The sequence below is a fragment of the Lacticaseibacillus huelsenbergensis genome (assembly GCF_029726355.1).
Taxonomy (GTDB): domain Bacteria; phylum Bacillota; class Bacilli; order Lactobacillales; family Lactobacillaceae; genus Lacticaseibacillus; species Lacticaseibacillus casei.
Genome location: NZ_CP120687.1, coordinates 2,798,067 through 2,818,745 on the forward strand (window position 1 = coordinate 2,798,067; position 20,679 = coordinate 2,818,745).

Here is a 20,679-nt window from a genome sequence, read left to right on the forward strand (position 1 = left end):
CCTAAGCGCTCACCAGCGCGGTTAGAAGTCGGAATATAAGCGGCCTTGGACGTGATGGCCGTTTTTTGGCCATTGCGTTCAAGGTCCTTACATGCAGACTTCTGCGCTGGTGAGCGCGTTAATAGGCGCACCGACATTATGAGAAGGGCGATAAACGGTCTGTTCCGACTTGGCCGGGACAACACGCTTATCGCCGCTTCGTTACGCTTGATTAATCGCGTCAGTTCGCGCATGATCGCTGCACGTTGTTGATGAAACAATAGTCGCACAGCTGGTTTCATCTGTTCTTAGACTACCCTTAAATTATAACGATTCTCTGGCAAAATGCTAGTCCTTTGCCATTGCCAGTAGGCTTAAAACGATGTAGATCGGCGGAAAAAAGTACCCATACCATTTGTAGCGCCATAAAACCATCAACGTAAACAAAACAGGTAAAACCAGAAGCCACCACCAGCCTAAATGATGGCGATGAATCATTTTGCCAATCCACCAGGCACTCAACATATTGATCAAAATGAACAGCACACCGACACGAATGGCAGTGCTGAGATGCAGTAACGGGAAGACCCAAGGGAGGAGCAAGGTCACGAAGACACTCCAACAAATAATGGTGTTGCGCGGAACTTTGACCCAATTCATGACACGACTCATCAGTGATAGTCTCCTTTATCAATGATTCAATTATCAATGATTCAATTTTTAATTAAGAAAGCTCGGTGAGAACCGAGACAGCACTCAGCAAGTACAGAGGCGCCGTTTCTGCCCGTAAAATTCGTGGGCCAAGACCGGCTGGTGTGAAGCCATTTGCTTTTAACCCAGCTAATTCAGCCGGTGAAATACCGCCTTCCGGACCAAAAACAACGCATAATGATGCCGGCTTTTCTGCCAACGCTGCTACCAGTGCCGCATGTTCGCCTTGCTTGGCACTTTCTTCGTAAGCAACCAGCTTGACTGCCGCGCTATTGCCTACATCACTAAGCTTAGCATACATCGCCACTTCAGGAACCAGATTGCGATGACTTTGTTCTGCGGCATTCTGAGCGATGGTCGCCAGCCGGCTCAATTTTTTGGCAACCCGTTCGGCCGGCCAGCGGGCAGTGCCCCACTGTGCATTAAAAAAGCCGATCTTGGCAGCGCCTAATTCGGTTGCTTTTTGGACAATCCACTCGGCTTTATCGCCTTTGCTGACACCGCAGACAATTTCAACGGCAATCGGCAGTTCAACGGGTTGCGTGACATCCTCGCCGATCAAAACCGTCAGCGGATCTGTGCTTTGAATCGTGGCGTGATAAACATGGTGTTCAGGATCGGCTAACTCAATCACATCGCCCACCTCATGACGCAACACCTTAATGGCATGCTTGGCAATCGCTGGTTCCAATGTTAACGTCTGCTTTTCATGCAACTTATGTACGGTGAAAAACCGTTGCATCAGTCGTCCTCCTCTTGAATCACGGCATCGAGTGCCACCCAGCCGCCTGTTTCACGCCGTTGGGCAATCGTAAACCCATTGGCCTGCAAAGTCTGCGTGATTAAGGCAGCTTTGTCGGCAATAATGCCAGCCAGAAGAAAATGACCCTTGGGCTTCAAGCGTTCCTGAACCTGCGGAATTAAAGGCACTAAAACCTCAGCTAAAATGTTGGCAACAATCAAATCAGCAGACATGGTGATCCCTTGTAGCAAATCATTTGCCTTTACCGTGATGTGGCTGACAGGATTGAGTTCAATGTTAGACTGGGCATTTTTGACGGCAACATCATCGACATCGGTTGCTAAAATACGGCTGACACCCAAGCGTTCGGCAGCAATCGCCAAAATTCCGGAGCCCGTTCCGACATCAATCATCGTCTCACCGCCGCGCACCACTGATTCCAGTAATCCTAACATCAACTGGGTGGTCGGGTGCGTACCGGTGCCAAACGCCATGCCCGGATCCAGCGTCAGCACGATTTCGCCATTTTGTTCCGGGGTGTAATGTTCCCATTTAGGCACAATGGTCAAAAAACGCGAAACTCGAAGCGGATGATAATACTGTTTCCACACATTGGCCCAATCCGCCTGCCGCACATCGGTCAACGTGACCGTTGCCGCTCCGGGATCTAATCCGAATTGCTTCAATGCTTTGACTTGCGCCGCAATGTGATCGCGCTGTTCAATGAGTGAGGTAGCTGGATCAAAATAGCCAATCACCTGGGCGCCTGAAGCCAAATGCGGAATAGTGGTCGGGTCAAACCAGGTTCCGTGAGCATCAATTGTCGCCTTTTTGAAGTCAGCAGCGTCCTTAATTTGAATCCCTTCGGCACCGGCTTCCATCAAAATATTACTAACCGCCTCTATCGCTTCAGTCGAGGTTGTTACCGTTAACGCTGTCCAATCGTTGTTCATCGATGTCTCCTTTTAGTGCCGCCTATCATCCACTTGCAGTTAACACTCACTCATCAACTTATTAATACTTTGGATACGGCAAAAAGATCCGATTGTTGGCGTCAGGTTGTTGCGCCAGAATCTCTTCAAACGCCGCATCGTCGAAATTCAATGAAAAAAGATCATTGTCAGACGTGCCATCGACAAAATCCATCAGATCGCTTTCACCATCGTCCAGCAAATCCTGTAAGTAAATGAACAACGCATCCACGGTTGCGACGTCAATGCCTTTCTTGCCATTAAAACCGAAAATAGCCAGATAGTCATCGGCATAATCTTCACCATGCAGCCGGGTTTCGTCATAAAAAAGAATTGCATCTTGATAAGTGACCGGTCCGTCATCAATGGTCGCGCCGTTTTGGTCTTCAACCTCGATGCCTACCTCACCCTGTGCCGTCATAGTGATTTCCAATTCAATGACGTGGGCATCCTTATCCCAGTTCAAACTAAGATCGCCGTCAAAATCGAACTGATCCATTTTCTCGCCGATTGCATCTAACATATTCAGTTGGCTCATGCTTGCCATCCTTTCATTTTCCGATCCTGGTCTCGCCGCGGCAAGCCCGACACAAACGGATTGCCGGACACGTAAAATCGCAGGGGTGCACTTGTCCAGGGTTCCTTATTGGGGATGCCGATTCGCGGACCGATCACGATATTCCGTGGGCGATACGCTGTTGGCGTTAGTTTTAATTGACCGTCATTTAGCACAGTCCCATCGAGCTGGCGATCAATCGCTAACGCCTGGCATAACTTTCCCGGCCCGTTTGTAAGCCCAACCCCGGTTTGATGACGCCGGTGCGCCATGTCCGCCAGTCCAGCAATCGGTTCAAGCGCGCGAATCAAAATGCACTCAGGAACATCAGCTGCCTGGGTCACAATATTCAGCAAACAGTATTGCCGCATTTGATACACGTAAACCGTGCCCGCTTCCAAGAACAGACTGTGATTGCGCTTAGTATGCCGATTGCCAAACGCATGTGCCGCTTCATCGCGAACACCGAGGTAAGCTTCGGTTTCGACAATTAAGCCGCTGCAGTTGGCTAAACTTAACTTCATCCCCAGCAATTGTTGGGCGGATTGAAGTGTTGGTCGTGTTGCTAACCAAGGAATTATCATGCTTAATATATTAGCCTAGCTTCAGACGAATGCAAAGGGCTAAGTGGCTTTGCCTTCAAAACATCGCCAGGTATAATAGTAACCAACTGGAAAGGAAGCTGAACATGGCAGAAAACTTAGCATTGCGCGCGCTTATCAGTCAACAAGCCGACACACTGGTCTCCGAACTCTACACAGACGACAAGGTCAATGCCCGCCTCCAAAAATGGTTAGCCAAAGTACCGGATCCGGGTGTAGCTGACACTTATAGCTATTTGCTATCAGAGTCGCGGGATTTTTCCGAAGAACTACTTTATCGAATCTTAAGCAAATTGGTCGAAGACGGCGCGCTTACATTGCCTGACCAAAAATAATGGCTAGCAAAAAGAGGCAAACTAGCAGTCTTAATGGGCTGTTGTTTGCCTCTTTTTTGCGTGTGACCAGGTACGGCTAGAAAGCAAGGCGTGGTCGGACTCAGCTCAGGTCTCTGTACTATGTCCATGCCATGCTAGCGTCATGCTCTAAATGCCACCGAAAACTACTTAAGCTTATCCTTAATCGCCGCAGGAACTGAATCAGCTGAAACGGTTTGTGGGCCAGCAATGACCCGTTTTTGCGAAATCTTGGCTTTAACGTACGTCCCTGGTGTTAATGGCTTGGGATCAGCCGATTCTGGAGATGAGAACCCGAGTTTTCGTTCTTGACCATCTTTTGTAATCCAGACGAAATCGTATTCATACGTGTAGTATTGTTTGCCATTCACTTTATAAGGCGAGCCATCATCATTCTTGGAAGCTTCCTTTTTGCCTTCAGTGACCACGGCATAAGCTTCAACCCCATTATAGGTACTGTTCCAATACTGATAACCAAAAAAGCCCAAAACGAGAACTGCAAGTAACGCAACCACACCTATAACTCTTTTCATGGATAATCGCTCCTTTTTGTTACCAACATTATGTCAATCCAATTGAAAAGTTGCAACTATCTTTACCGCCTTTAGGGTTTTCTTAAATCGTGACAAAAATGTCATAAACGTAAGGTGGGCAAGGAATACATAGGTATCTGTGTTAGTTGTATCGGTTTATATAGCGTCATTTTAAGGACTAAATACGGACTTGACCGAACATTTTTGTAAGACCAAAACAACAAAATAATTACTCTTAATTTAGCTTTAATACTTTTGCAAGTATCGTTCGGCGGAAGGTAATCTCGAAATATCTGAGGATTGTTGGTGTGACAACAAAATCAGCCTCGGAGACAAAGATCGTCCCGAGGCTGATATGCCTTCTTGTCCAACTACTAAATGGCTTTAACGCGCATCTTTGGGTGAATGCTTCACTGGCGGATGATTCTTATTGTTTTTATTCGGACTGCGTTTTAATCGGCTGAAGACTGACTGAACCGCCTTGAAACGTTGCGGATCGCGGCGGGCATTTTTGACAAACTGGCTAAAATCATGATCGCCAATGCCGACTTCCGGTTCGTCATCTTTTTTATGCTTTAACCAAGGCATCATGACACCTCCGACTCCTCGCGCATTCGATGTGAGCGGTTGGCGCCTCTCAAAATAAGCAGCATGGCAACGACCAATCCAATCAATGCGAAGACACTATAATTAGGAATCAAAATAAAGGCAATAAAGGCGCATAACCCAATGATGTTGCCCACTGTTAGCAATCGTGAATGTTGACTCACAAAATACGACAGTAGATGAAAAATGATGCCAGGCACGGTCAACCACCACAGATGGTCCGCCCATGTCATCAGCGTTGCGCCAACGCTTGTAAAAGAAAATCCGTTGGGCAAAGTTGTCACGATCGCAACAATCAGCATCACAAGGGCAAACGCCCCGTAAATCAAATCATAAAGTGCCGGTACTTTTTTAATGGAAATTTTCAAGTGTCGATCATCCCTTGTTTTAGCAGTAACTGTATTATACAAGTTTGCAGAAACCATTGCACGATGATGGATCCTGTTTATACAAAGGTTATTAATCTTCTGCTGCAGAATTTTGATATGAGCGAGCAAAAATGAAACGGACCGGATGGAAACCGACCGCGTGATGTGCGGGTTCGCATAGTCGACTTTGGAACCAGACTAATGGCGAAAAAAAGCGTGATAACAGGCGTTAAATCCCGGTATCACGCTCTTTCAATCTCAGGAGAGTACAGGATTTGAACCTGCGCGCCGGTATTAGCCGGTTCGACGGATTTCGAGTCCGTTGCATTACCACTCTGCCAACTCTCCAAAACACAAGAACTAGTATAACAAAATGCCTGCGCTTTGGGAAGCAATTCTCTTGAAATTTGTTTGACTAACTTCAAAGAGACTGAATCTTGGTGCTGATCATTTAGATGAGTGGTGACACTGTGTCACCTTCTAATCATGTGACGTTTGCAGCTGTTTTGCATGATTTGATTATGCATGCCTTTGTAAAATTACTAAATACAAGTCTAAATATCATCTATAAATAAATTATGTTATTAAATTATTTAAACTTGTACACAATCCTTTTGTACCATCTACAAGTTTTATTTTGTTGACATAAATTGTTAAGCTGTATAATATGCTTCTAAAGGTGCAAACAGGCGCCTTCGACTTTCAGCTCTTCGGGAAGTTAATGCCCATTTTATCGTTGTTGTGAAGGTTCACAGGTGAAATGACAAGTAGGAATCGCGATCTGTCGGGGCAGATCGGATTATTTTTAAATAATTAAATAAACAATTTGGAGGAAAAGTTAAGTGAAGAAAAAGCCGATTTATAAGCGAATTTGGTTCTGGTTACTTGTTGTCGTTGTTATGATTATTGCTGGCGGAATGGCTGGGGGTAAAGGTAACAACAGCTCAAAACAAACATCCAGCTCTAGTCAGACTGAAAGTAAAACTGCTGATGCGTCAAAATCAACGCCATCCAAAGCTGAATCCAAAGAACCTGATGTGCCGGCCGATTATCGCTCGGCATTAGCCAAGGCAACATCCTATGCAACGATGATGAATATGTCGAAACAAGGCGTTTATGACCAACTTACCTCTGAGCATGGTGAAAAGTTCTCAGCTCAAGCAGCGCAGTATGCGATTGATCATGTCAAGGCGGACTGGAATAAGAATGCTGTTAAAAAAGCTAAAAATTATGCTGACACAATGCACATGTCAAAGGCTGGCATACTGGATCAATTGACTTCTGAACACGGCGAAAAGTTCACCGCTGAAGAAGGCAATTATGCCATTCAAAATGTCAAAGCAGATTGGAACAAAAACGCGTTGGAGAAAGCTAAGTCATACCAAAAGGACATGGCGATGTCACCTGATGCAATTCGTGACCAGCTAACTTCAGAGCATGGTGAAAAGTTCACCGCTGAAGAAGCAAATTATGCAGTTCAACATCTTAGTGATAAGTAGCCGCAACTCTTTTTAAACCTGAGTTACACTGAAACAACCTTCGTTCAATGATCGAGCCTAAATCAAGCTAGGACTTGGTTTGGGGGCAAGCTTGCCTGTTTGCATCAACTATCAAAAGACACCCGTGAGAAAATAACTCACCGGTGTCTTTTTGTCTTTTTAGCATTTTATTCTGATTCGGATTTTGACAACGCAATCATCGAGATCAAGGTGCCTTCTTTAATCCAGACGATTCAAAAAATCTGTCAAAAAAGCTAAACGCCTTTGCGCCTGCCCAAAAATATCCGGCTGATAGCGCGTGAGCACTTCTTCGTCAAAAGCACTGTGCGCAATATACTGGTCATAGCGCAGTTCAATTTGAATCGCCGTTATTCCCTGTTGGTGCCCATAATGACGCGTGATGTCGCCTCCGCGAAACGGAAAATTATTTTCGACAGTCCAGCCCTGCTCGATTAACCGATTTGTTAGTGCTTGCCGAAATGTTTTGCTGGAAGTCCGGTCGTGATCGTTGCCTAAGATAATGGTTTTTGGCTTAACGCCCGGATAATACGGATATTGAGCAAAGCTGTGCAGGTCAATTAAATAAGCATGGCCAAATTTTGCTTTCTTTTGATTCAGCAACCTGCTTAGCCGATGGCGGTAAGGCCAGTAAAATATGCGGACGCGTTGCTGCATCTGCGCAGTCGTTAACGGTTTTGCGTATAGCGGATGGTCAAACGTGTTGCGTTGATAGATAGTGGCCGAGCGATAATCATGGTGCAGATCGTAAGTCACGGCGCGGTTGGGATCGGCAACGTAGCGATTGACGTGATTGATCAATGTCGTAAACCCAGCGGCTGGTAAAAAGCGATAGAGTTCCGGCAAAAACCAATCTGTGTTGGCTAACACAGCTGTCGGCAGCAGCGCCTGTTTCATGGAATCAGGAAGCCAAGTGCCGCTGTGCGGTAAACTGATAACGACCTGTGAATCATGATCCGGATTCAGCACCGTGTATTTTGCGTTTTGGTCATTCAAATATGAACCCCCCCCCTTATTGCAAACGATGCACCGTAAAAAATCAGCACCGAACGATTTTCGCCCGATGCTGATTAGCCTTTTTACTTGATTAAGTGCGACATTACGATTCGCGGTGGCCTTCTTCAGGTAAAAGAATGGTTTGACTCTCACCATCATCATAAGCCATCACGGTGTCCGGGAAGCTGGGATCGTATGGGAATGGCAGATCCACGGCCATTTCCGTGTCGGCCCCTTCCTCACTAAAATGAACCGTGAGCTTACCTTGATTGTTCTGCAGATCAAAGCGCAGTAAGTTGTTCAGTGGCACCACGCCTTGTAAGTTGCGGTCGATGATCATCCAAATACTATCGATAATTTCGCCTGGCAAGTTCGAAATGATGCCAAATGTCGCGAATCGACTGTGATTTGCTTCAAACATGACTTGGCTCCTTTCCTCAGTCCTGTGTGGCAATATCCGCAAACTGTGCATTGACAAAGTCTGCCAACACTTTGGGATCAATGCCAACGGAACGGCCGACTTTGCCAGCTGATACAATCATTTGCTGCTGATTTTCGGCCTCTTGACTGATAAAGATCGGGTACTTGTGGCGTTCATGAATGCCAATCGGTGTGTTAGCGCCGTGTTCATAGCCAGTCGTTTTCACAAGGTCTTTTAACGGCACCATACCCACTTTGCGATTGCCGGAGACCTTGCTTAGCTTTTTGTAGTCGACATGCCGATCTAAGGGAACAACGCCAACCACTGGCCCGGTCTTGTTGCCGGTCAATACCAACGTTTTATAAATTTGATGTTCCGGAACATCGAGGTGATCGACTTCCAACTGGGCAACGTCGCCCACTTCTTCGGTCGGAAATTCATAAGGCACGTAGGTAATGCCCGCTTTGTCTAACATTTTTTCGACCAAGGTTTTTTCTGTCTTATGATGTTTAGCCATTGCGACCCCTCCTCACGAAATTTCCATCTGACCTACTTGAAAACCTTCACTTAAAATACTAGGGCAATTGCAGCGAAAATACCACCATCAAGCGCCGGTGTATGCCATTAACGTGAACATATCATAGTCCTTGATCTTATCGCGGCCATGTAAGTCGCTTAATTCAATCAAAAAGGCTGTACCAACCACCACACCACCCAGTTGCTCAACTAGGCGAATCGTTGCGGCAATGGTCCCCCCGGTTGCCAGCAGGTCATCACAAACCAGAACCCGTTGACCCGGTTTGATGGCATCCTTGTGTAAATACAGGGTCGCTTCGCCATATTCCAGATCGTAACTGGCCTTAACGGTTGGCCGCGGCAGCTTTCCCTTTTTCCGGGCCGGTGCGAAACCAATGCCTAACTTGTAAGCGACCGGACAACCAACAATAAAGCCGCGTGCTTCCGGACCGACGATCATCTCAACGCCTTTGTCCTGGGCGTAAGCGGCAATTTCGTCAGTTGCTGCGGCATAGGCCTTTCCGTCTGCCATCAGCGGCGAAATATCGCGAAAAATAATCCCCGGTTCCGGAAAGTCTTTCACACTTGCGATGTAATCTTTAAAATTGATGGTCATGATCCTACCTCACTGTCTGTATGCTCCGTCAGCAACATCGCTTCTAACTGGGCTCGCGGCATGGTTTGCAGCTGCTGCGCGAGCGTTAGAAATTCCTCGCGCGCTGCATAAGCCTTGGCCGTCTGCAGTGGCTTCTTGGCCGGTGCTGTGACTGGAGAAATAAAAGCACCATCTATTGTAACAAAGTCAAGTTCAAAAAACACCTGAATCGCCAAGATCACCTGATGGACCGTCAAGTGCACGGCTTTAGCGATTGCCGGAATGTGGTGCTTGTCAAAACCGGGGTGGGCCTTGAGAAAATGCAAAACAGCGCCGAACTCAACGCGCGTCGGAATGGCCACTAAATGACTGGGTGCGCCGTAAAACATAATGGCGACTGGTGGTTGGATTTGCTGCATAAGCGCGCGCAGTTGTGCACGATTCTGCGGTAAATCAACCAAAACGGCGTTGGCTAATGGCGATGTGACTTGCTCAGCCGTCAGCGTCGGGCCACCAAAGGAGAATTGCCGCTCAAACTGCTGCTTAACTTTCGCATCAAAAAAGACATAGGTGCGACTGCTTTTGAATTGGCTGCCGTCAACAGAAGGCATTCGCCAATCAATGACTTGCGGTTGCTTGACTTCATAATCTTTTAGCATCAGCTGCAGGCTCGTATTGCCTTGCCAGGTGTTCTGATCCAGTCTGACAGCAAGCTTGACGGCTTGGGCATCAACCAGCGTTGCAGCGGCCTCACCAAAGCCAAAACCGATGACATTAATACCGTTATCCACCTGAAACCGGAGATGCGCGTTTTCCTTGCCAATTTGTTTCACATTTTGAATCACTTGTGGCCGAAGTGAAAAAGTCGGTTCGGGATTGCCCTGGCCAAAAGGCGCAAGTTGGCGAATCAATTCGTAATGAGCCAACGTCAAATCATCTTTTTCTAATCGCGCAGCAATCGGCAGCGTCGGCTTTGGCACGGTTTTGAGCATCGTTGCTGCAGCCGCCTCCATCTGCGCATGAATTGCAGGTAGCGCCTCGGTCTTGGCCGTTAATCCAACCGCCATATGATGCCCGCCAAACGCCACCATTTTGTCTCTAACCGGTTCTAAAGCGTTAAAAAGATGATAGGCTTCGATGGAACGACCCGAGCCTTTGGCAGTCATGCCATCATCAGCGATATTCATAATTAATGTCGGCTTGCCAGTCGCCTCAACCACTTTACTGGCAACGATCCCGACAACACCTTCGTGCCAGCCTTTTTTCGCCAGCAGCAAGGTCTTGGCGGCTTGGTTTTCCGGAGTCTGTGCCATTGCCAGTGCTTCTGTAGCAATCTTGCTGACTAATCCTTGGCGTTCCTGATTTAATTTACCAACCTGTTGCGCCAGATCAGCCGCAACATCCTCTTCAAAAGTCGTCAGCAAGGTGACGCCGGGATTTGCATCTCCCATGCGTCCTAGTGCATTCAGTCGCGGACCAATCACAAAGCCGACTGTTGTTTCGTTGACAGTTTCCGGGGCAACGCCCGCCTCTTTTAAGATCGCGGCAATCCCCACCCGCGGCTGAGTTTGAATCATTTTCAAACCCAACTGTGCAATGACGCGATTCTCATCGGTTAGACTAACCAAATCCGCGATCGTCCCTAAGGCAGCCAAATCGACGCTTTCAAGCGGCGGCTCGCCAAGCAGCGCGGTCGCCACTTTGAACGCCACACCGGCACCGGAAAGATCGCCAAACGGATAATGACCATCAGGATGCCTCGGGTGCACGACCGCTACCGCATGCGGCAGGTTTGCGGGTAGTTCATGGTGATCCGTGACCACAACGTCCATCCCGGCTTCCTGAGCGGCGTCAATCACAGAAGCGCCAGCCACGCCGTTATCAACCGTGATCACCAGTTGCGTCCCAGTTTTCTGCAAATAGGCATAAACTTCGGCATTTGGGCCGTAACCGTCAGCAAATCGATCCGGAATAAACACATCAGGTTCCGCGCCAAGGCTCTGCAATGTTTCAAGCATAATGGCGCTGCTGGTCAGGCCGTCAACGTCATAGTCACCGTAAATCGTGATCTTTTCATTATGTTCGATTGCTTTCAGGATTCGCGCGACTGCCTTATCCATGTCATGTAACGCAAATGGATCGTGCAGCCGGCTGATGTCCGGGTGTACGAATGCCTCGTAGTCAGATTTATCCTTAATACCTCGCTGCCATAACAAAGTCGCCAAAAAGGCCGGCACGCCTAATGTCTGACTCAATTGTTGAACGGCCGCTGGATCGGGTTGTGCGGCGAGTTGCCACTGATACTGCGTCATATTGTTTCGTTCCTTTCTAACCGATCCAGTATACCAGACAACCCGCCACGAATTAACCGCTTGCCACAAGTTTTCCATTGCACCAATGGCCTTTTTAACCTCTTCTATTGCTTCTTTGCTAAACCCATCCGTTCGGGCAAGAAAAAGCGTGATATAATTGAATTGTTAGAAAGCCCTACTCCAGTCAGCGACTTTAACCGGGCAATCCGTAATTGAAGGGTTGTCTTTATTAGACAAAGCGTAACGGATTAAAGCCTTTCGCAGACCGTTACGATTTTTAAGGAGGAAGCACCATGGCAAAATCTCAAGACCAATTCAATGAAAAGGCCGGCAAGAAGATTACAGTTTCTGACGAAGCAGTCGATAAGGCAGCTAAGCAAATTGAGAAAGTCGGTTATGTAACGGAAAAAGACGTTCCGGAAATGATCGACCGCGATTACACCCGGGCATTGTCAAAGAAGGTTTCCGCTAAACTTCACAGCGACAACGACGATGATTACTTCTACGAGGAGCCTTTTGATTACGAAAACGGGCGAATCGCCAACATCATCTGGGATATGGATAAAATCAAGACACGTGAAGAAGCCATGAAAACCTTGGCAAATGAACTTGGTTTAACCGTACCGAAGATCGTCATGCGCAAAGTTGACGAACAGGTCTTCTAAAACTGAATGTTGACAAAATCGATGCCCGCGCAAGGCATCGATTTTTTCTTACTGTTAAATGATGCTTCTGTATCAAGAAGGACCTAATGGCGGGCATTGACTGATACCCATGTGTGCGGCCTTATAATAAGCTAATCATGCACCATTTTGAGAATTGTGTGATAATAATGATAAAGAAAGGACGTGAAAGTCATGGCTGATCAGCAAGTATTGGACGACTTTTTTGCTAAAGCTAAAGCTGCGTTGGATCTGCCAGCCGCAACCTACGAAGACGCCTATCAGCTCGGCGGATCCGAGTTGGCTGACGAGTTAGCTGCGCTGGTTAAAACCGGCCAAAAGACCGCAACCACCAGCGGCTTTGAACTCTATACCATTGAGCAAGACCCGCTGCCGATTGCTGGCGTTTACAACATCATCTTGGATCGTCAGGATCGCCCTGTCGCCTTGACTTTCACGGACAATGTGTTTGTGACGCCATTTACCAAAGTCGATGCCACGATCGCCAAACGTGAAGGCGAAGGCTCCCAATCGTTGGCAAGTTGGCGGGCAGCTCATGAGGCGTTTTTCCGCCACGAATATCAGGCAAACGGCATTCAGTTTGATCCCGCCTCATCAATGGTGGTTGTCGAAGAGTTTCACACGGTTTATCCGATTGTTCAAGCGAGGTGACGAACATGAGTCTTAAAAATCGCACGGCATTAGCGGAAAAGAAAGTCACAGGGAAACTCGAGGACATCCCTCACCCGACTTTAGACGCGACTATCTACATCCTTGTTTTCGGCATTACGGCGCTCGGCGGATTGGTTTCCTATGGCGCATACCAGTTCTTCAAACCGGAACGCAAGCTGGCGCATAAGGCAAAACATATTGTGGATGATCATCAGCGTAAGAATGAGGGCTATTAGACTGCACGAAAGTAGATTAAAACAACCAGACGCCACGGATCACCAGCGCCTGGTTGTTTCGTTACTGTGAGTTATTGTCAGCTATCAAAAATGCAGAGCTGCCGTTTAGAGGAACAGTCTCAGTAAACGTTACAGATTTAAATGACTACAAACCGCTATTTACCGCGGCTTTCTTCGTCATTCATCTTAAGAATGCTCATAAACGCCTCCTGAGGCACCTCCACAGAGCCCACCGCTTTCATCCTCTTCTTACCGGCTTTTTGTTTCTCCAACAGTTTGCGTTTCCGGGTAATATCACCGCCGTAGCATTTAGCCAGAACGTTTTTACGATAAGCCTTGACGGTGCTGCGGGCGATAATCTTGTTGCCGATGGCTGCCTGAATCGGAATTTCAAACTGTTGCCGCGGAATCGTTGTTTTTAGCCGAGCAACAATGGCCTTGCCGCGGTCATAAGCAAAGTCTTTGTGAACGATGGTGCTCAGAGCGTCAACCGGATCACCATTGAGCAGGATGTCCATTTTGACCAGATCACTTTGACGGTAACCAATAATCTCGTAATCCAGACTCGCATAGCCTTTAGTGCTGCTTTTGAGGTCGTCAAAGAAGTCATAGATAATTTCTGATAACGGTAGTTCGTAGATCACATTAACCCGATACTTATCCAGATAATCCATCGTAACAAATTCGCCGCGCTTACGCTGGGATAGTTCCATGACCGGTCCGACATAATCGTTTGGCACCATAATCGAAGCCTTCACGTAGGGTTCGCGAATTTCTTTGATTTCACTGGCATCCGGCATGTCAGCTGGGTTATCGATGGTCTTTTCGGTTCCGTCTGTCAGGACTACCTGATAGTCCACACTTGGCGCTGTCATGATTAAATCAAGGCCATAGTCGCGTTCCAGGCGCTCCTGGACGACATCCATGTGTAACAGCCCTAGGAACCCACAACGGAAGCCAAAACCAAGCGCCTGGGACGTTTCTGGTTCGAACTCTAGCGCCGCATCGTTGAGCTGTAATTTTTCCAATGCTTCGCGCAAATCATTAAACTTCGCATTATCGACTGGGAAAAGTCCGGAGTAAACCATTGGCGTGATTTTCCGGTAGCCTTTTAATGGTTCTTTTGCCGGCCGATCCGCTAGTGTGACAGTATCACCGACACGAGTATCCTGAATCGTCTTAATTGATGCAGTAATGTAGCCGACATCCCCTACCATCAAAAAGTCGCGCTTAACGGCTTTAGGCGACATAACCCCGACTTCTGTTACCTGAAACTGCTTGCCGTTGCTCATCAGCTGAATGGTGTCACCGACCTTGACCTGACCTTCCTTAACGCGGACATCAAGCACAACGCCACGATAATCATCGTAAACCGAATCAAAAATTAAAGCTTGCAAGGGTGCGTTGATATCCCCAGATGGTGCAGGAATGTCTTTTACAATCCGTTCAAGAATTTCCGGAACACCGAGCCCGGTTTTGCCACTTGCCAAAATCGCATCAGAAGCATCAAGGCCGATCATTTCCTCGATTTCTTCTTTGACCACATCCGGCTGGGCGCTGGGCAGGTCGACTTTATTGATGACAGGAATAATTTCCAGATCATCGTCAATCGCCAAATAAACATTGGCGAGCGTTTGGGCTTCGACCCCTTGAGTGGCATCGACAACTAACAGTGCCCCTTCACACGCCGCCAGACTGCGACTGACTTCATAACTAAAATCAACGTGTCCCGGCGTATCAATCAAGTGGAAAATATAGGTTTCGCCATTTTTGGCTTTATAGTGCAATTCGACCGCGTTGAGTTTAATCGTAATCCCGCGCTCCCGCTCAAGCGCCATATCATCAAGCACTTGCGCCTGCATGTCACGCTTGGCAATGGTGTCGGTTAATTCCAAAATGCGATCGGCAAGCGTCGATTTGCCATGATCAATATGGGCAATAATCGAAAAATTGCGGATATGCTTTTGTCGTTCCAGCATTTCTTCATGATTCATCTTTAATAGTGCCTACTTTCTAAGCGAACGTTTGATTCTTATTATAGCAGAGCGTGAGCTGGCGCGGTTAGAAGTCGGAGTATAAGTGGCCTTGGGCGTGATGGCCCGATTTTGGCCATTGCGACCAAGGTCCTTATACGCAGACTTCTGCGCCAGGGAACGCGTTTCAAGCAGAGCGTGAGCTGGCGCGGTTAGAAACCGGAGTGTAAGTGGCCTTGGGCGTGATGGCCCGAGTTTGGCCATTGCGACCAAGGTCCTTACACGTAGATTTCTGCGACTGTGAGCGCGTTTCCGCAACCAGACAAGTTAGATTGAAGTTGCCAGACAAGGATATCAAAAAATCGGTTCCAGCGACAAGTTGCCTCCAGAACCGATTTTTTTGTGTCAATTAATTTTAGCGCTTTATTTCCCGCCTTTAAACGCTTCTTTAACACGGTCAAACAACGTGCCATTATGCGGCGTGACATCTTCACCGCTGGCAGCAGCAAATTGCATCAATGCTGCTCTTTGTTTCTCATTCAGATGCTTTGGCGTTTGAATTTCGACGGTAACAATTTCATCGCCGGTTCCGTTGCCGCGCAGTCTTGGCGCACCCTTACCGCGTAGTCTGAACTTAGTCTGGCTTTGGGTACCTGCCGGGATCTTCAACTCAACCGGTCCATGAACCGTATCGACTTTGATTTCGTCGCCCAATGCAGCCTGCGCAAAGCTTAATGGGATGGTCAGATAGATTTCTGCGCCGTCCCGTTGATACTTTTTGCTTGGTGCAACTCGGAAAACAATGTACAGATCACCGTAAGGCCCGCCGTTGGTCCCCGCTTCACCAGCTTGTTGCAGCCGCATTTGCTGACCGTCTTCAACGCCGGCTGGAACCTTGACATCAATAGTGTGACGTTCTTGTTCATGACCGCTGCCATGGCAAGTCGGGCACTTTTCTTTGATTTCTTTACCGGTACCGCCGCAGACGTCGCAAACCTGGCGTGTCATCATCGTGCCAAAGGCCGTATTTCGTTGTACCTGGATGTAACCGGTACCATGGCACTTATGGCACGTTACCGGGCTGGTACCCGGTTTAGCGCCACTACCATGACAGGTATGACAAACAGCTTCGCGATCGTAGGAGATCTTGGTATCTTTACCAAAAATCGCCTCTTCAAACGTCAAGTCCATCCGGTATTGTAAATCGGCGCCTTGACGCGGTGCTGACGGATTCGCTTGGGCACCACCACCAGCTCCGCCAAAGAATTGGCTGAAGATATCGTCAAAGCCGCCGCCAAAACCACCTTGGCCACCGAAATCGCCAAAGCCGCCTGCCTGGCCTCCTCCTGCGCCGGCGTTGCCAAATCCCTGCGGACCATCAGCAGAACCATACTGATCATAGGCCGCACGTTTCTGGGGATCAGACAGGACCTGATAGGCTTCATTTATCTCTTTAAACTTTTGCTCTGCACCTGGTGCGTGATTGAGATCGGGATGATATTTTTTCGATAGCCTGCGAAAAGCCTTACGAATGGTGTCATCATCGGCATCCCGGCTCACACCGAGCGTCTCATAATAATCTTTCTGATCCGCCATGAGTTCCTCCTCGATTCAGATCGTGACTGAAAATGCCAATTCAGCATAGCATAATTCAAACAAAAAGCCAAAACCGCGCCGCGGCTTCGGCTTTTTGCTGATGATCTGCGACCTTACTTCTTATCGTCGTCAGAAACATCCTTGTAATCGCCATTGATGGTATCATCGTCAGACTTCTTGTCGGTACCGCCTTGCGTTGCACCGGTTGCAGCACCACTCGCAGCGCCGCCTTGTGCCTGCTGATTCTTCTGGGCGTTTTCATAAAGCTTAACGGTCATGTCCTGAACCAGCTTGTTCAAGTCGTCCCGCTTTTGCTTCATGTCATCAAGGTTGTTTTCTTGTTGCGCTTTCTTCAAAGCTTCCTGAGCATCCTTGACTTTCTTGATGTCTTCTTCAGGAACCTTGCCGTCAACGTCCTTGAGCGTCTTGTCGGTCTGGAAGAGTAACTGGTCGACATCGTTCTTCAAGTCGACTTCTTCCTTACGCTTTTCGTCGGCTTCAGCGTTTTCTTCGGCTTCCTTCTTCATGCGTTCGATTTCTTCATCGGACAAACCGCTAGAACTCTTAATGGTGATGTTCTGTGACTTGCCTGTGCCAAGGTCTTTGGCAGAAACCTGAACGATCCCGTTCTTATCGATATCAAACTTGACTTCGATTTGCGGAACCCCACGTGGTGCCGGCGGAATATCCGTCAATTCAAAGCGACCAAGCGTTTTGTCATCTGCTGCCATTGGCCGTTCACCTTGCAGAACGTGAATGTCAACAGCAGGCTGGTTATCAGCTGCAGTTGAGAAGACCTGACTCTTGGACGTCGGGATGGTCGTGTTACGATCGATTAACTTGGTGAAGACACCACCCATGGTTTCAATACCCAGTGACAGCGGGGTAACATCCAGCAGGACAACATCCTTAACATCACCGGAAATGACACCACCTTGGATAGCAGCACCCAAAGCAACAGCTTCATCAGGGTTGATACTGTGATCTGGGTCTTTGCCGGTCCATTCTTTAACGGCTTCCTGAACCGCCGGAATTCGTGTAGAACCACCGTTCAAGATAACCTTGTCGATGTCAGCGTTGGTTAGCTTAGCATCCTTCAACGCATTTTCAACCGGTTGCTTGGTCTTGGCAACCAAGTCAGCGGTCATTTCGTCAAACTGAGCACGCGTCAAAGTGCGTTCCAAGTGCAACGGTCCATTAGGGCCAGCAGAGATAAATGGTAGACTGATCTGGGTCTGGGTAACGCCAGACAGATCCTTCTTTGCCTTTTCAGCAGCATCCTTTAAACGTTGCATGGCCATCTTGTCCTTAGACAGGTCGATGTTGTTGTCCTTCTTGAATTCGGAAACCAACCAGTTGATGATCTTGTTATCAAAATCATCCCCGCCCAAATGGGTATCGCCATTGGTTGACAGAACTTCAAAGACGCCATCACCTAATTGCAGAATGGAAACATCAAAGGTCCCACCGCCAAGGTCATAAACCAGAATCTTTTCATCCTTGTCGCCTTTGTCCAAGCCATAAGCCAATGCTGAGGCGGTTGGTTCGTTGATGATCCGCTGTACATTCAAACCGGCAATTTTACCGGCATCCTTGGTAGCCTGACGTTGGCTGTCATTGAAGTAAGCCGGCACGGTAATAACGGCATCCTTAACCGGTTCGCCCAGATAGTCTTCAGAAAATTTCTTGATGTATTGCAGAATCATCGCTGAAATTTCCTGAGGGGTGTATTCCTTGTCGCCAACCTTAACTTTGTAGTTGGCTTCGCCCATGTGGCGTTTGATCGAAACAATCGTGTCCGGGTTGGTAATTGCCTGACGCTTGGCAACTTCACCGACTTGAATTTCACCATCTTTAAACGCAACAACAGACGGTGTGGTCCGATTGCCTTCAGGATTTGTAATGATCTTTGGCTGATTGCCTTCCAAAACCGCAACAGCTGAGTTGGTGGTTCCTAAGTCAATACCAATAACTTTACTCATATTGTTATACCTTCTTTATTTTCAGTTTAATTATTTAGCAACAACGACCATAGCAGGGCGTAAAACGCGATCTTTGAGATAATACCCTTTTTGCAGGACCTGCGCGACAGTATCAGCTGCGTGTTTGTCATCAGCCGCGACTGTTTGTACGGCCTGTTGGGTATTCGGATCAAATTTTTCGCCTGTGCCATCAATGGCAGTGATGCCGTTCTCTTTCAAAGCGCGTTCCAAGTGGTCATAAACCATCTGGACACCCTTTTTCAATGAAGCAGCACTATCATCTTTGGCCTCGGTTGCAAGCGCACGTTCAAGATTATCGACAACTGGCAAAATCGCCTTTGCTAACTTCTGGCCGTCATACTTCAGCAGTTTCTGTTGCTCTTTTTCGAACCGATGATTCATATTTTGAATTTCCGCGGCTGCCCGCAGATATTTATCTTCGAATTCATCACGTTCTTTTTTCAACTGCTCGCCATCATGTTGGCTGCTTTTTAGTTGATCATTGAGATCAGCGATGCTTTCTTTCAGAATGTCTTCTTTAAGCGAAGATCCTGACGCTTCAGCAGGTTGTTTTGCCTGTTTGGCGGTATCTGCTGCAGTTTGCTTTGCTTTTTTTTCTGCCATGGTATCCTCCCTTTAAACCATATTTGCTGGCATTCATGGATCCACACTAACAAATATTTTTTAATTTTTATTGATCAAAGTTGGCATAATAATCCGTCAACCGTTTTGCCAGCTCTTCACGGAAAACATCCAGCAGTCCGATCATTTTCGAATAAGGCATCTGCGTCGGGCCTAGCAAGGCGATCATCCCGGTGCCGTGGTCACCAACATCGTAGCTAGCGGTGATTAAACTGAGGTTGGCCAAATCAATTGGCTTAAGCTCTGGACCCAAGCGTACTTGAACCGGCGTTTGACGAATCGGTCCGCCAAGCAGTTCCGTCAGATCACCGTGATCAGCGTCAATCAATGACATAATCTTTTTCAGTTCATGGATATCGGAATCGCCTAGGTAATCCATCAGATTCAACCGCCCGCCAACGTAAAAGCGCTCGGAAGCAGCAGATTTCAAAACGTTACCGAAGATATCCAAGAAGCCTTCAGGACTGGTCAGATACTGCATTAACATCGAAGGCACATCGGTTTTCAGCCGCTGTGCAACTTGAATTAGTGGCAGTCCAACGAGTTGATCATTGACAATTCGAATCGCCTTTTCGAGCTCATCGGATGAGATGTTTTGCGATACGGTAAAGACCTGGTTTTCAATGTTACCGTTATTCGTGACCAAAATCGCCATGACTTGGTGATTGCCTAATGGAACAAGGCGAAAACCTGTCAGCTTGATATTGGTTACTTCAGGTCCCAAGCTAATGGCCGTGTAACTCGTCAGATTAGACAAAATTTGCGCACTTTGCGCAACAATCTCATCCATCTTATTGTATCGCTGGCTAAATGCCTGCTTGATAGTCGCCAGTTCTTGATGCGAAACACGCACCGGTTCAACAAGGTGATCGAGATAATAACGATAGCCTTGCGTTGACGGTACGCGCCCGGAACTGCTGTGGGTCTTGGTGATCAAACCGGCATCTTCTAGCGACGCCATATCATTACGGATTGTGGCGGAACTGACATGAATGGGCAGCTCGCGCATCAATCGCTTTGAACCAACCGGCTCTCCGCTTTCAGTAAACAGGCGGATGATTTCTTTTAAGACGAGCACTTGCCGTTTCGTCAACATTTTCTCACCTCACCTTTAGCACTCGTTTCGCACGAGTGCTAA

At 47.7% G+C, this 20,679-nt stretch carries 23 protein-coding genes and 1 tRNA gene; 5 read left to right on the forward strand and 19 right to left on the reverse strand.

Annotated features, from left to right (window positions below):
- Positions 1-327 precede the first annotated feature (327 nt).
- The 5 genes from LHUE1_RS12900 to LHUE1_RS12920 form a co-directional block, all read right to left on the reverse strand.
- Positions 328-651 carry a membrane protein gene (locus tag LHUE1_RS12900; protein WP_049171380.1) on the reverse strand — a complete coding sequence of 108 codons (324 nt, stop codon included), beginning with the start codon at positions 649-651 and terminating at the stop codon, positions 328-330.
- Positions 652-703: 52 nt separating this feature from the next.
- On the reverse strand, positions 704-1,432 hold the full coding sequence (locus LHUE1_RS12905) for an RsmE family RNA methyltransferase (protein WP_049171377.1): 729 nt from the start codon (positions 1,430-1,432) through the stop codon (positions 704-706).
- Entirely contained in the window at positions 1,432-2,385 is a 954-nt protein-coding gene (prmA, locus tag LHUE1_RS12910) for a 50S ribosomal protein L11 methyltransferase (RefSeq protein ID WP_049171374.1), read from the reverse strand. Before prmA ends, LHUE1_RS12905 begins: the two co-directional genes overlap by 1 nt.
- A gap of 61 nt (positions 2,386-2,446) precedes the next feature.
- On the reverse strand, positions 2,447-2,941 hold the full coding sequence (locus tag LHUE1_RS12915; RefSeq protein WP_049171371.1) for a DUF3013 family protein: 495 nt from the start codon (positions 2,939-2,941) through the stop codon (positions 2,447-2,449).
- Positions 2,938-3,543: a DNA-3-methyladenine glycosylase gene (locus tag LHUE1_RS12920; RefSeq protein WP_277848132.1), complete on the reverse strand. Its 606-nt coding sequence runs from the start codon at positions 3,541-3,543 to the stop codon at positions 2,938-2,940. Before LHUE1_RS12920 ends, LHUE1_RS12915 begins: the two co-directional genes overlap by 4 nt.
- A 104-nt stretch (positions 3,544-3,647) precedes the next feature.
- Between LHUE1_RS12920 and LHUE1_RS12925 the strand changes: the two genes are divergently transcribed.
- Positions 3,648-3,896: a hypothetical protein gene (locus tag LHUE1_RS12925; protein WP_010488157.1), complete on the forward strand. Its 249-nt coding sequence runs from the start codon at positions 3,648-3,650 to the stop codon at positions 3,894-3,896.
- Positions 3,897-4,060: 164 nt separating this feature from the next.
- Here LHUE1_RS12925 and LHUE1_RS12930 read toward each other — a convergent pair whose 3' ends face one another.
- The 4 genes from LHUE1_RS12930 to LHUE1_RS12945 all read right to left on the reverse strand — a co-directional run bounded on the left by LHUE1_RS12930 (position 4,061) and on the right by LHUE1_RS12945 (position 5,769).
- Positions 4,061-4,447 carry a DUF1093 domain-containing protein gene (locus tag LHUE1_RS12930; RefSeq protein ID WP_010488156.1) on the reverse strand — a complete coding sequence of 129 codons (387 nt, stop codon included), beginning with the start codon at positions 4,445-4,447 and terminating at the stop codon, positions 4,061-4,063.
- 384 nt (positions 4,448-4,831) lie between these two features.
- A complete protein-coding gene (locus tag LHUE1_RS12935) occupies positions 4,832-5,035 on the reverse strand; it encodes a hypothetical protein (protein WP_049171368.1) in 204 nt (67 codons plus the stop codon).
- On the reverse strand, positions 5,035-5,421 hold the full coding sequence (locus LHUE1_RS12940; protein ID WP_010488153.1) for a hypothetical protein: 387 nt from the start codon (positions 5,419-5,421) through the stop codon (positions 5,035-5,037). Before LHUE1_RS12940 ends, LHUE1_RS12935 begins: the two co-directional genes overlap by 1 nt.
- Before the next feature lie 260 nt (positions 5,422-5,681).
- Positions 5,682-5,769: transfer RNA gene (locus LHUE1_RS12945), tRNA-Ser, on the reverse strand.
- A 551-nt stretch (positions 5,770-6,320) separates the two neighbouring features.
- On the opposite strand from LHUE1_RS12945, the gene LHUE1_RS12950 reads away from it, so the two are divergent.
- On the forward strand, positions 6,321-6,920 hold the full coding sequence (locus LHUE1_RS12950; RefSeq protein ID WP_044112435.1) for an Ltp family lipoprotein: 600 nt from the start codon (positions 6,321-6,323) through the stop codon (positions 6,918-6,920).
- 219 nt (positions 6,921-7,139) lie between these two features.
- Here the strand turns inward: LHUE1_RS12950 and LHUE1_RS12955 are convergent, their stop codons facing one another.
- The 5 genes from LHUE1_RS12955 to recJ form a co-directional block, all read right to left on the reverse strand.
- Entirely contained in the window at positions 7,140-7,934 is a 795-nt protein-coding gene (locus tag LHUE1_RS12955) for an N-formylglutamate amidohydrolase (RefSeq protein WP_277848131.1), read from the reverse strand.
- Between the two features lie 103 nt (positions 7,935-8,037).
- Complete coding sequence (locus LHUE1_RS12960) at positions 8,038-8,355, reverse strand: DUF960 domain-containing protein (RefSeq protein ID WP_049171364.1); 318 nt, start codon at positions 8,353-8,355, stop codon at positions 8,038-8,040.
- A gap of 16 nt (positions 8,356-8,371) precedes the next feature.
- Positions 8,372-8,872: a Cys-tRNA(Pro) deacylase gene (ybaK, locus tag LHUE1_RS12965; protein ID WP_049171361.1), complete on the reverse strand. Its 501-nt coding sequence runs from the start codon at positions 8,870-8,872 to the stop codon at positions 8,372-8,374.
- Positions 8,873-8,959: 87 nt separating this feature from the next.
- Positions 8,960-9,487 carry an adenine phosphoribosyltransferase gene (locus LHUE1_RS12970; RefSeq protein ID WP_010488148.1) on the reverse strand — a complete coding sequence of 176 codons (528 nt, stop codon included), beginning with the start codon at positions 9,485-9,487 and terminating at the stop codon, positions 8,960-8,962.
- Positions 9,484-11,778, reverse strand: coding sequence for a single-stranded-DNA-specific exonuclease RecJ (gene recJ, locus LHUE1_RS12975; RefSeq protein ID WP_049171358.1), 2,295 nt, complete (start codon positions 11,776-11,778; stop codon positions 9,484-9,486). The genes LHUE1_RS12970 and recJ overlap by 4 nt, the downstream gene beginning before the upstream one ends.
- 293 nt (positions 11,779-12,071) lie before the next feature.
- On the opposite strand from recJ, the gene LHUE1_RS12980 reads away from it, so the two are divergent.
- From LHUE1_RS12980 to LHUE1_RS12990, 3 genes are all read left to right on the forward strand, one after another.
- A complete protein-coding gene (locus LHUE1_RS12980) occupies positions 12,072-12,443 on the forward strand; it encodes a hypothetical protein (RefSeq protein WP_049171355.1) in 372 nt (123 codons plus the stop codon).
- 192 nt (positions 12,444-12,635) lie between these two features.
- Positions 12,636-13,112 carry an ASCH domain-containing protein gene (locus LHUE1_RS12985; protein WP_049171353.1) on the forward strand — a complete coding sequence of 159 codons (477 nt, stop codon included), beginning with the start codon at positions 12,636-12,638 and terminating at the stop codon, positions 13,110-13,112.
- Positions 13,113-13,117: 5 nt separating this feature from the next.
- Positions 13,118-13,348, forward strand: a complete 231-nt coding sequence (locus LHUE1_RS12990) for a hypothetical protein (RefSeq protein WP_025012476.1) — start codon at positions 13,118-13,120, stop codon at positions 13,346-13,348.
- A 155-nt stretch (positions 13,349-13,503) separates the two neighbouring features.
- Here the strand turns inward: LHUE1_RS12990 and lepA are convergent, their stop codons facing one another.
- The 5 genes from lepA to hrcA all read right to left on the reverse strand — a co-directional run bounded on the left by lepA (position 13,504) and on the right by hrcA (position 20,637).
- On the reverse strand, positions 13,504-15,342 hold the full coding sequence (lepA, locus tag LHUE1_RS12995; protein WP_049171350.1) for a translation elongation factor 4: 1,839 nt from the start codon (positions 15,340-15,342) through the stop codon (positions 13,504-13,506).
- A 402-nt stretch (positions 15,343-15,744) separates the two neighbouring features.
- The gene (dnaJ, locus tag LHUE1_RS13000; RefSeq protein ID WP_049169449.1) at positions 15,745-16,917 is read right to left on the reverse strand and encodes a molecular chaperone DnaJ; all 1,173 of its coding nucleotides are present in this window, start codon (positions 16,915-16,917) and stop codon (positions 15,745-15,747) included.
- A 113-nt stretch (positions 16,918-17,030) separates the two neighbouring features.
- Positions 17,031-18,899 (reverse strand): molecular chaperone DnaK, encoded by a 1,869-nt coding sequence (gene dnaK, locus LHUE1_RS13005; RefSeq protein WP_049169450.1) that lies wholly within the window; start codon positions 18,897-18,899, stop codon positions 17,031-17,033.
- Positions 18,900-18,929: 30 nt separating this feature from the next.
- A complete protein-coding gene (gene grpE, locus LHUE1_RS13010; protein ID WP_049169451.1) occupies positions 18,930-19,523 on the reverse strand; it encodes a nucleotide exchange factor GrpE in 594 nt (197 codons plus the stop codon).
- A gap of 67 nt (positions 19,524-19,590) precedes the next feature.
- A complete protein-coding gene (gene hrcA / locus LHUE1_RS13015) occupies positions 19,591-20,637 on the reverse strand; it encodes a heat-inducible transcriptional repressor HrcA (protein WP_049169452.1) in 1,047 nt (348 codons plus the stop codon).
- Positions 20,638-20,679 lie beyond the last annotated feature (42 nt).

Excerpts from the sequence above, each read along its gene's own strand:
- LHUE1_RS12900 (WP_049171380.1), bottom strand. The coding sequence starts at position 651 with ATGAGTCGTGTCATGAATTGGGTCAAAGTTCCGCGCAACACCATTATT.
- LHUE1_RS12905 (WP_049171377.1), bottom strand. The coding sequence starts at position 1,432 with ATGCAACGGTTTTTCACCGTACATAAGTTGCATGAAAAGCAGACGTTA.
- prmA (WP_049171374.1), bottom strand. The coding sequence starts at position 2,385 with ATGAACAACGATTGGACAGCGTTAACGGTAACAACCTCGACTGAAGCG.
- LHUE1_RS12915 (WP_049171371.1), bottom strand. The coding sequence starts at position 2,941 with ATGAGCCAACTGAATATGTTAGATGCAATCGGCGAGAAAATGGATCAG.
- LHUE1_RS12920 (WP_277848132.1), bottom strand. The coding sequence starts at position 3,543 with ATGATAATTCCTTGGTTAGCAACACGACCAACACTTCAATCCGCCCAA.
- LHUE1_RS12925 (WP_010488157.1), top strand. The coding sequence starts at position 3,648 with ATGGCAGAAAACTTAGCATTGCGCGCGCTTATCAGTCAACAAGCCGAC.
- LHUE1_RS12930 (WP_010488156.1), bottom strand. The coding sequence starts at position 4,447 with ATGAAAAGAGTTATAGGTGTGGTTGCGTTACTTGCAGTTCTCGTTTTG.
- LHUE1_RS12935 (WP_049171368.1), bottom strand. The coding sequence starts at position 5,035 with ATGCCTTGGTTAAAGCATAAAAAAGATGACGAACCGGAAGTCGGCATT.
- LHUE1_RS12950 (WP_044112435.1), top strand. The coding sequence starts at position 6,321 with ATGATTATTGCTGGCGGAATGGCTGGGGGTAAAGGTAACAACAGCTCA.
- LHUE1_RS12960 (WP_049171364.1), bottom strand. The coding sequence starts at position 8,355 with ATGTTTGAAGCAAATCACAGTCGATTCGCGACATTTGGCATCATTTCG.
- ybaK (WP_049171361.1), bottom strand. The coding sequence starts at position 8,872 with ATGGCTAAACATCATAAGACAGAAAAAACCTTGGTCGAAAAAATGTTA.
- LHUE1_RS12970 (WP_010488148.1), bottom strand. The coding sequence starts at position 9,487 with ATGACCATCAATTTTAAAGATTACATCGCAAGTGTGAAAGACTTTCCG.
- recJ (WP_049171358.1), bottom strand. The coding sequence starts at position 11,778 with ATGACGCAGTATCAGTGGCAACTCGCCGCACAACCCGATCCAGCGGCC.
- LHUE1_RS12980 (WP_049171355.1), top strand. The coding sequence starts at position 12,072 with ATGGCAAAATCTCAAGACCAATTCAATGAAAAGGCCGGCAAGAAGATT.
- LHUE1_RS12985 (WP_049171353.1), top strand. The coding sequence starts at position 12,636 with ATGGCTGATCAGCAAGTATTGGACGACTTTTTTGCTAAAGCTAAAGCT.
- LHUE1_RS12990 (WP_025012476.1), top strand. The coding sequence starts at position 13,118 with ATGAGTCTTAAAAATCGCACGGCATTAGCGGAAAAGAAAGTCACAGGG.
- lepA (WP_049171350.1), bottom strand. The coding sequence starts at position 15,342 with ATGAATCATGAAGAAATGCTGGAACGACAAAAGCATATCCGCAATTTT.
- dnaJ (WP_049169449.1), bottom strand. The coding sequence starts at position 16,917 with ATGGCGGATCAGAAAGATTATTATGAGACGCTCGGTGTGAGCCGGGAT.
- dnaK (WP_049169450.1), bottom strand. The coding sequence starts at position 18,899 with ATGAGTAAAGTTATTGGTATTGACTTAGGAACCACCAACTCAGCTGTT.
- grpE (WP_049169451.1), bottom strand. The coding sequence starts at position 19,523 with ATGGCAGAAAAAAAAGCAAAGCAAACTGCAGCAGATACCGCCAAACAG.
- hrcA (WP_049169452.1), bottom strand. The coding sequence starts at position 20,637 with ATGTTGACGAAACGGCAAGTGCTCGTCTTAAAAGAAATCATCCGCCTG.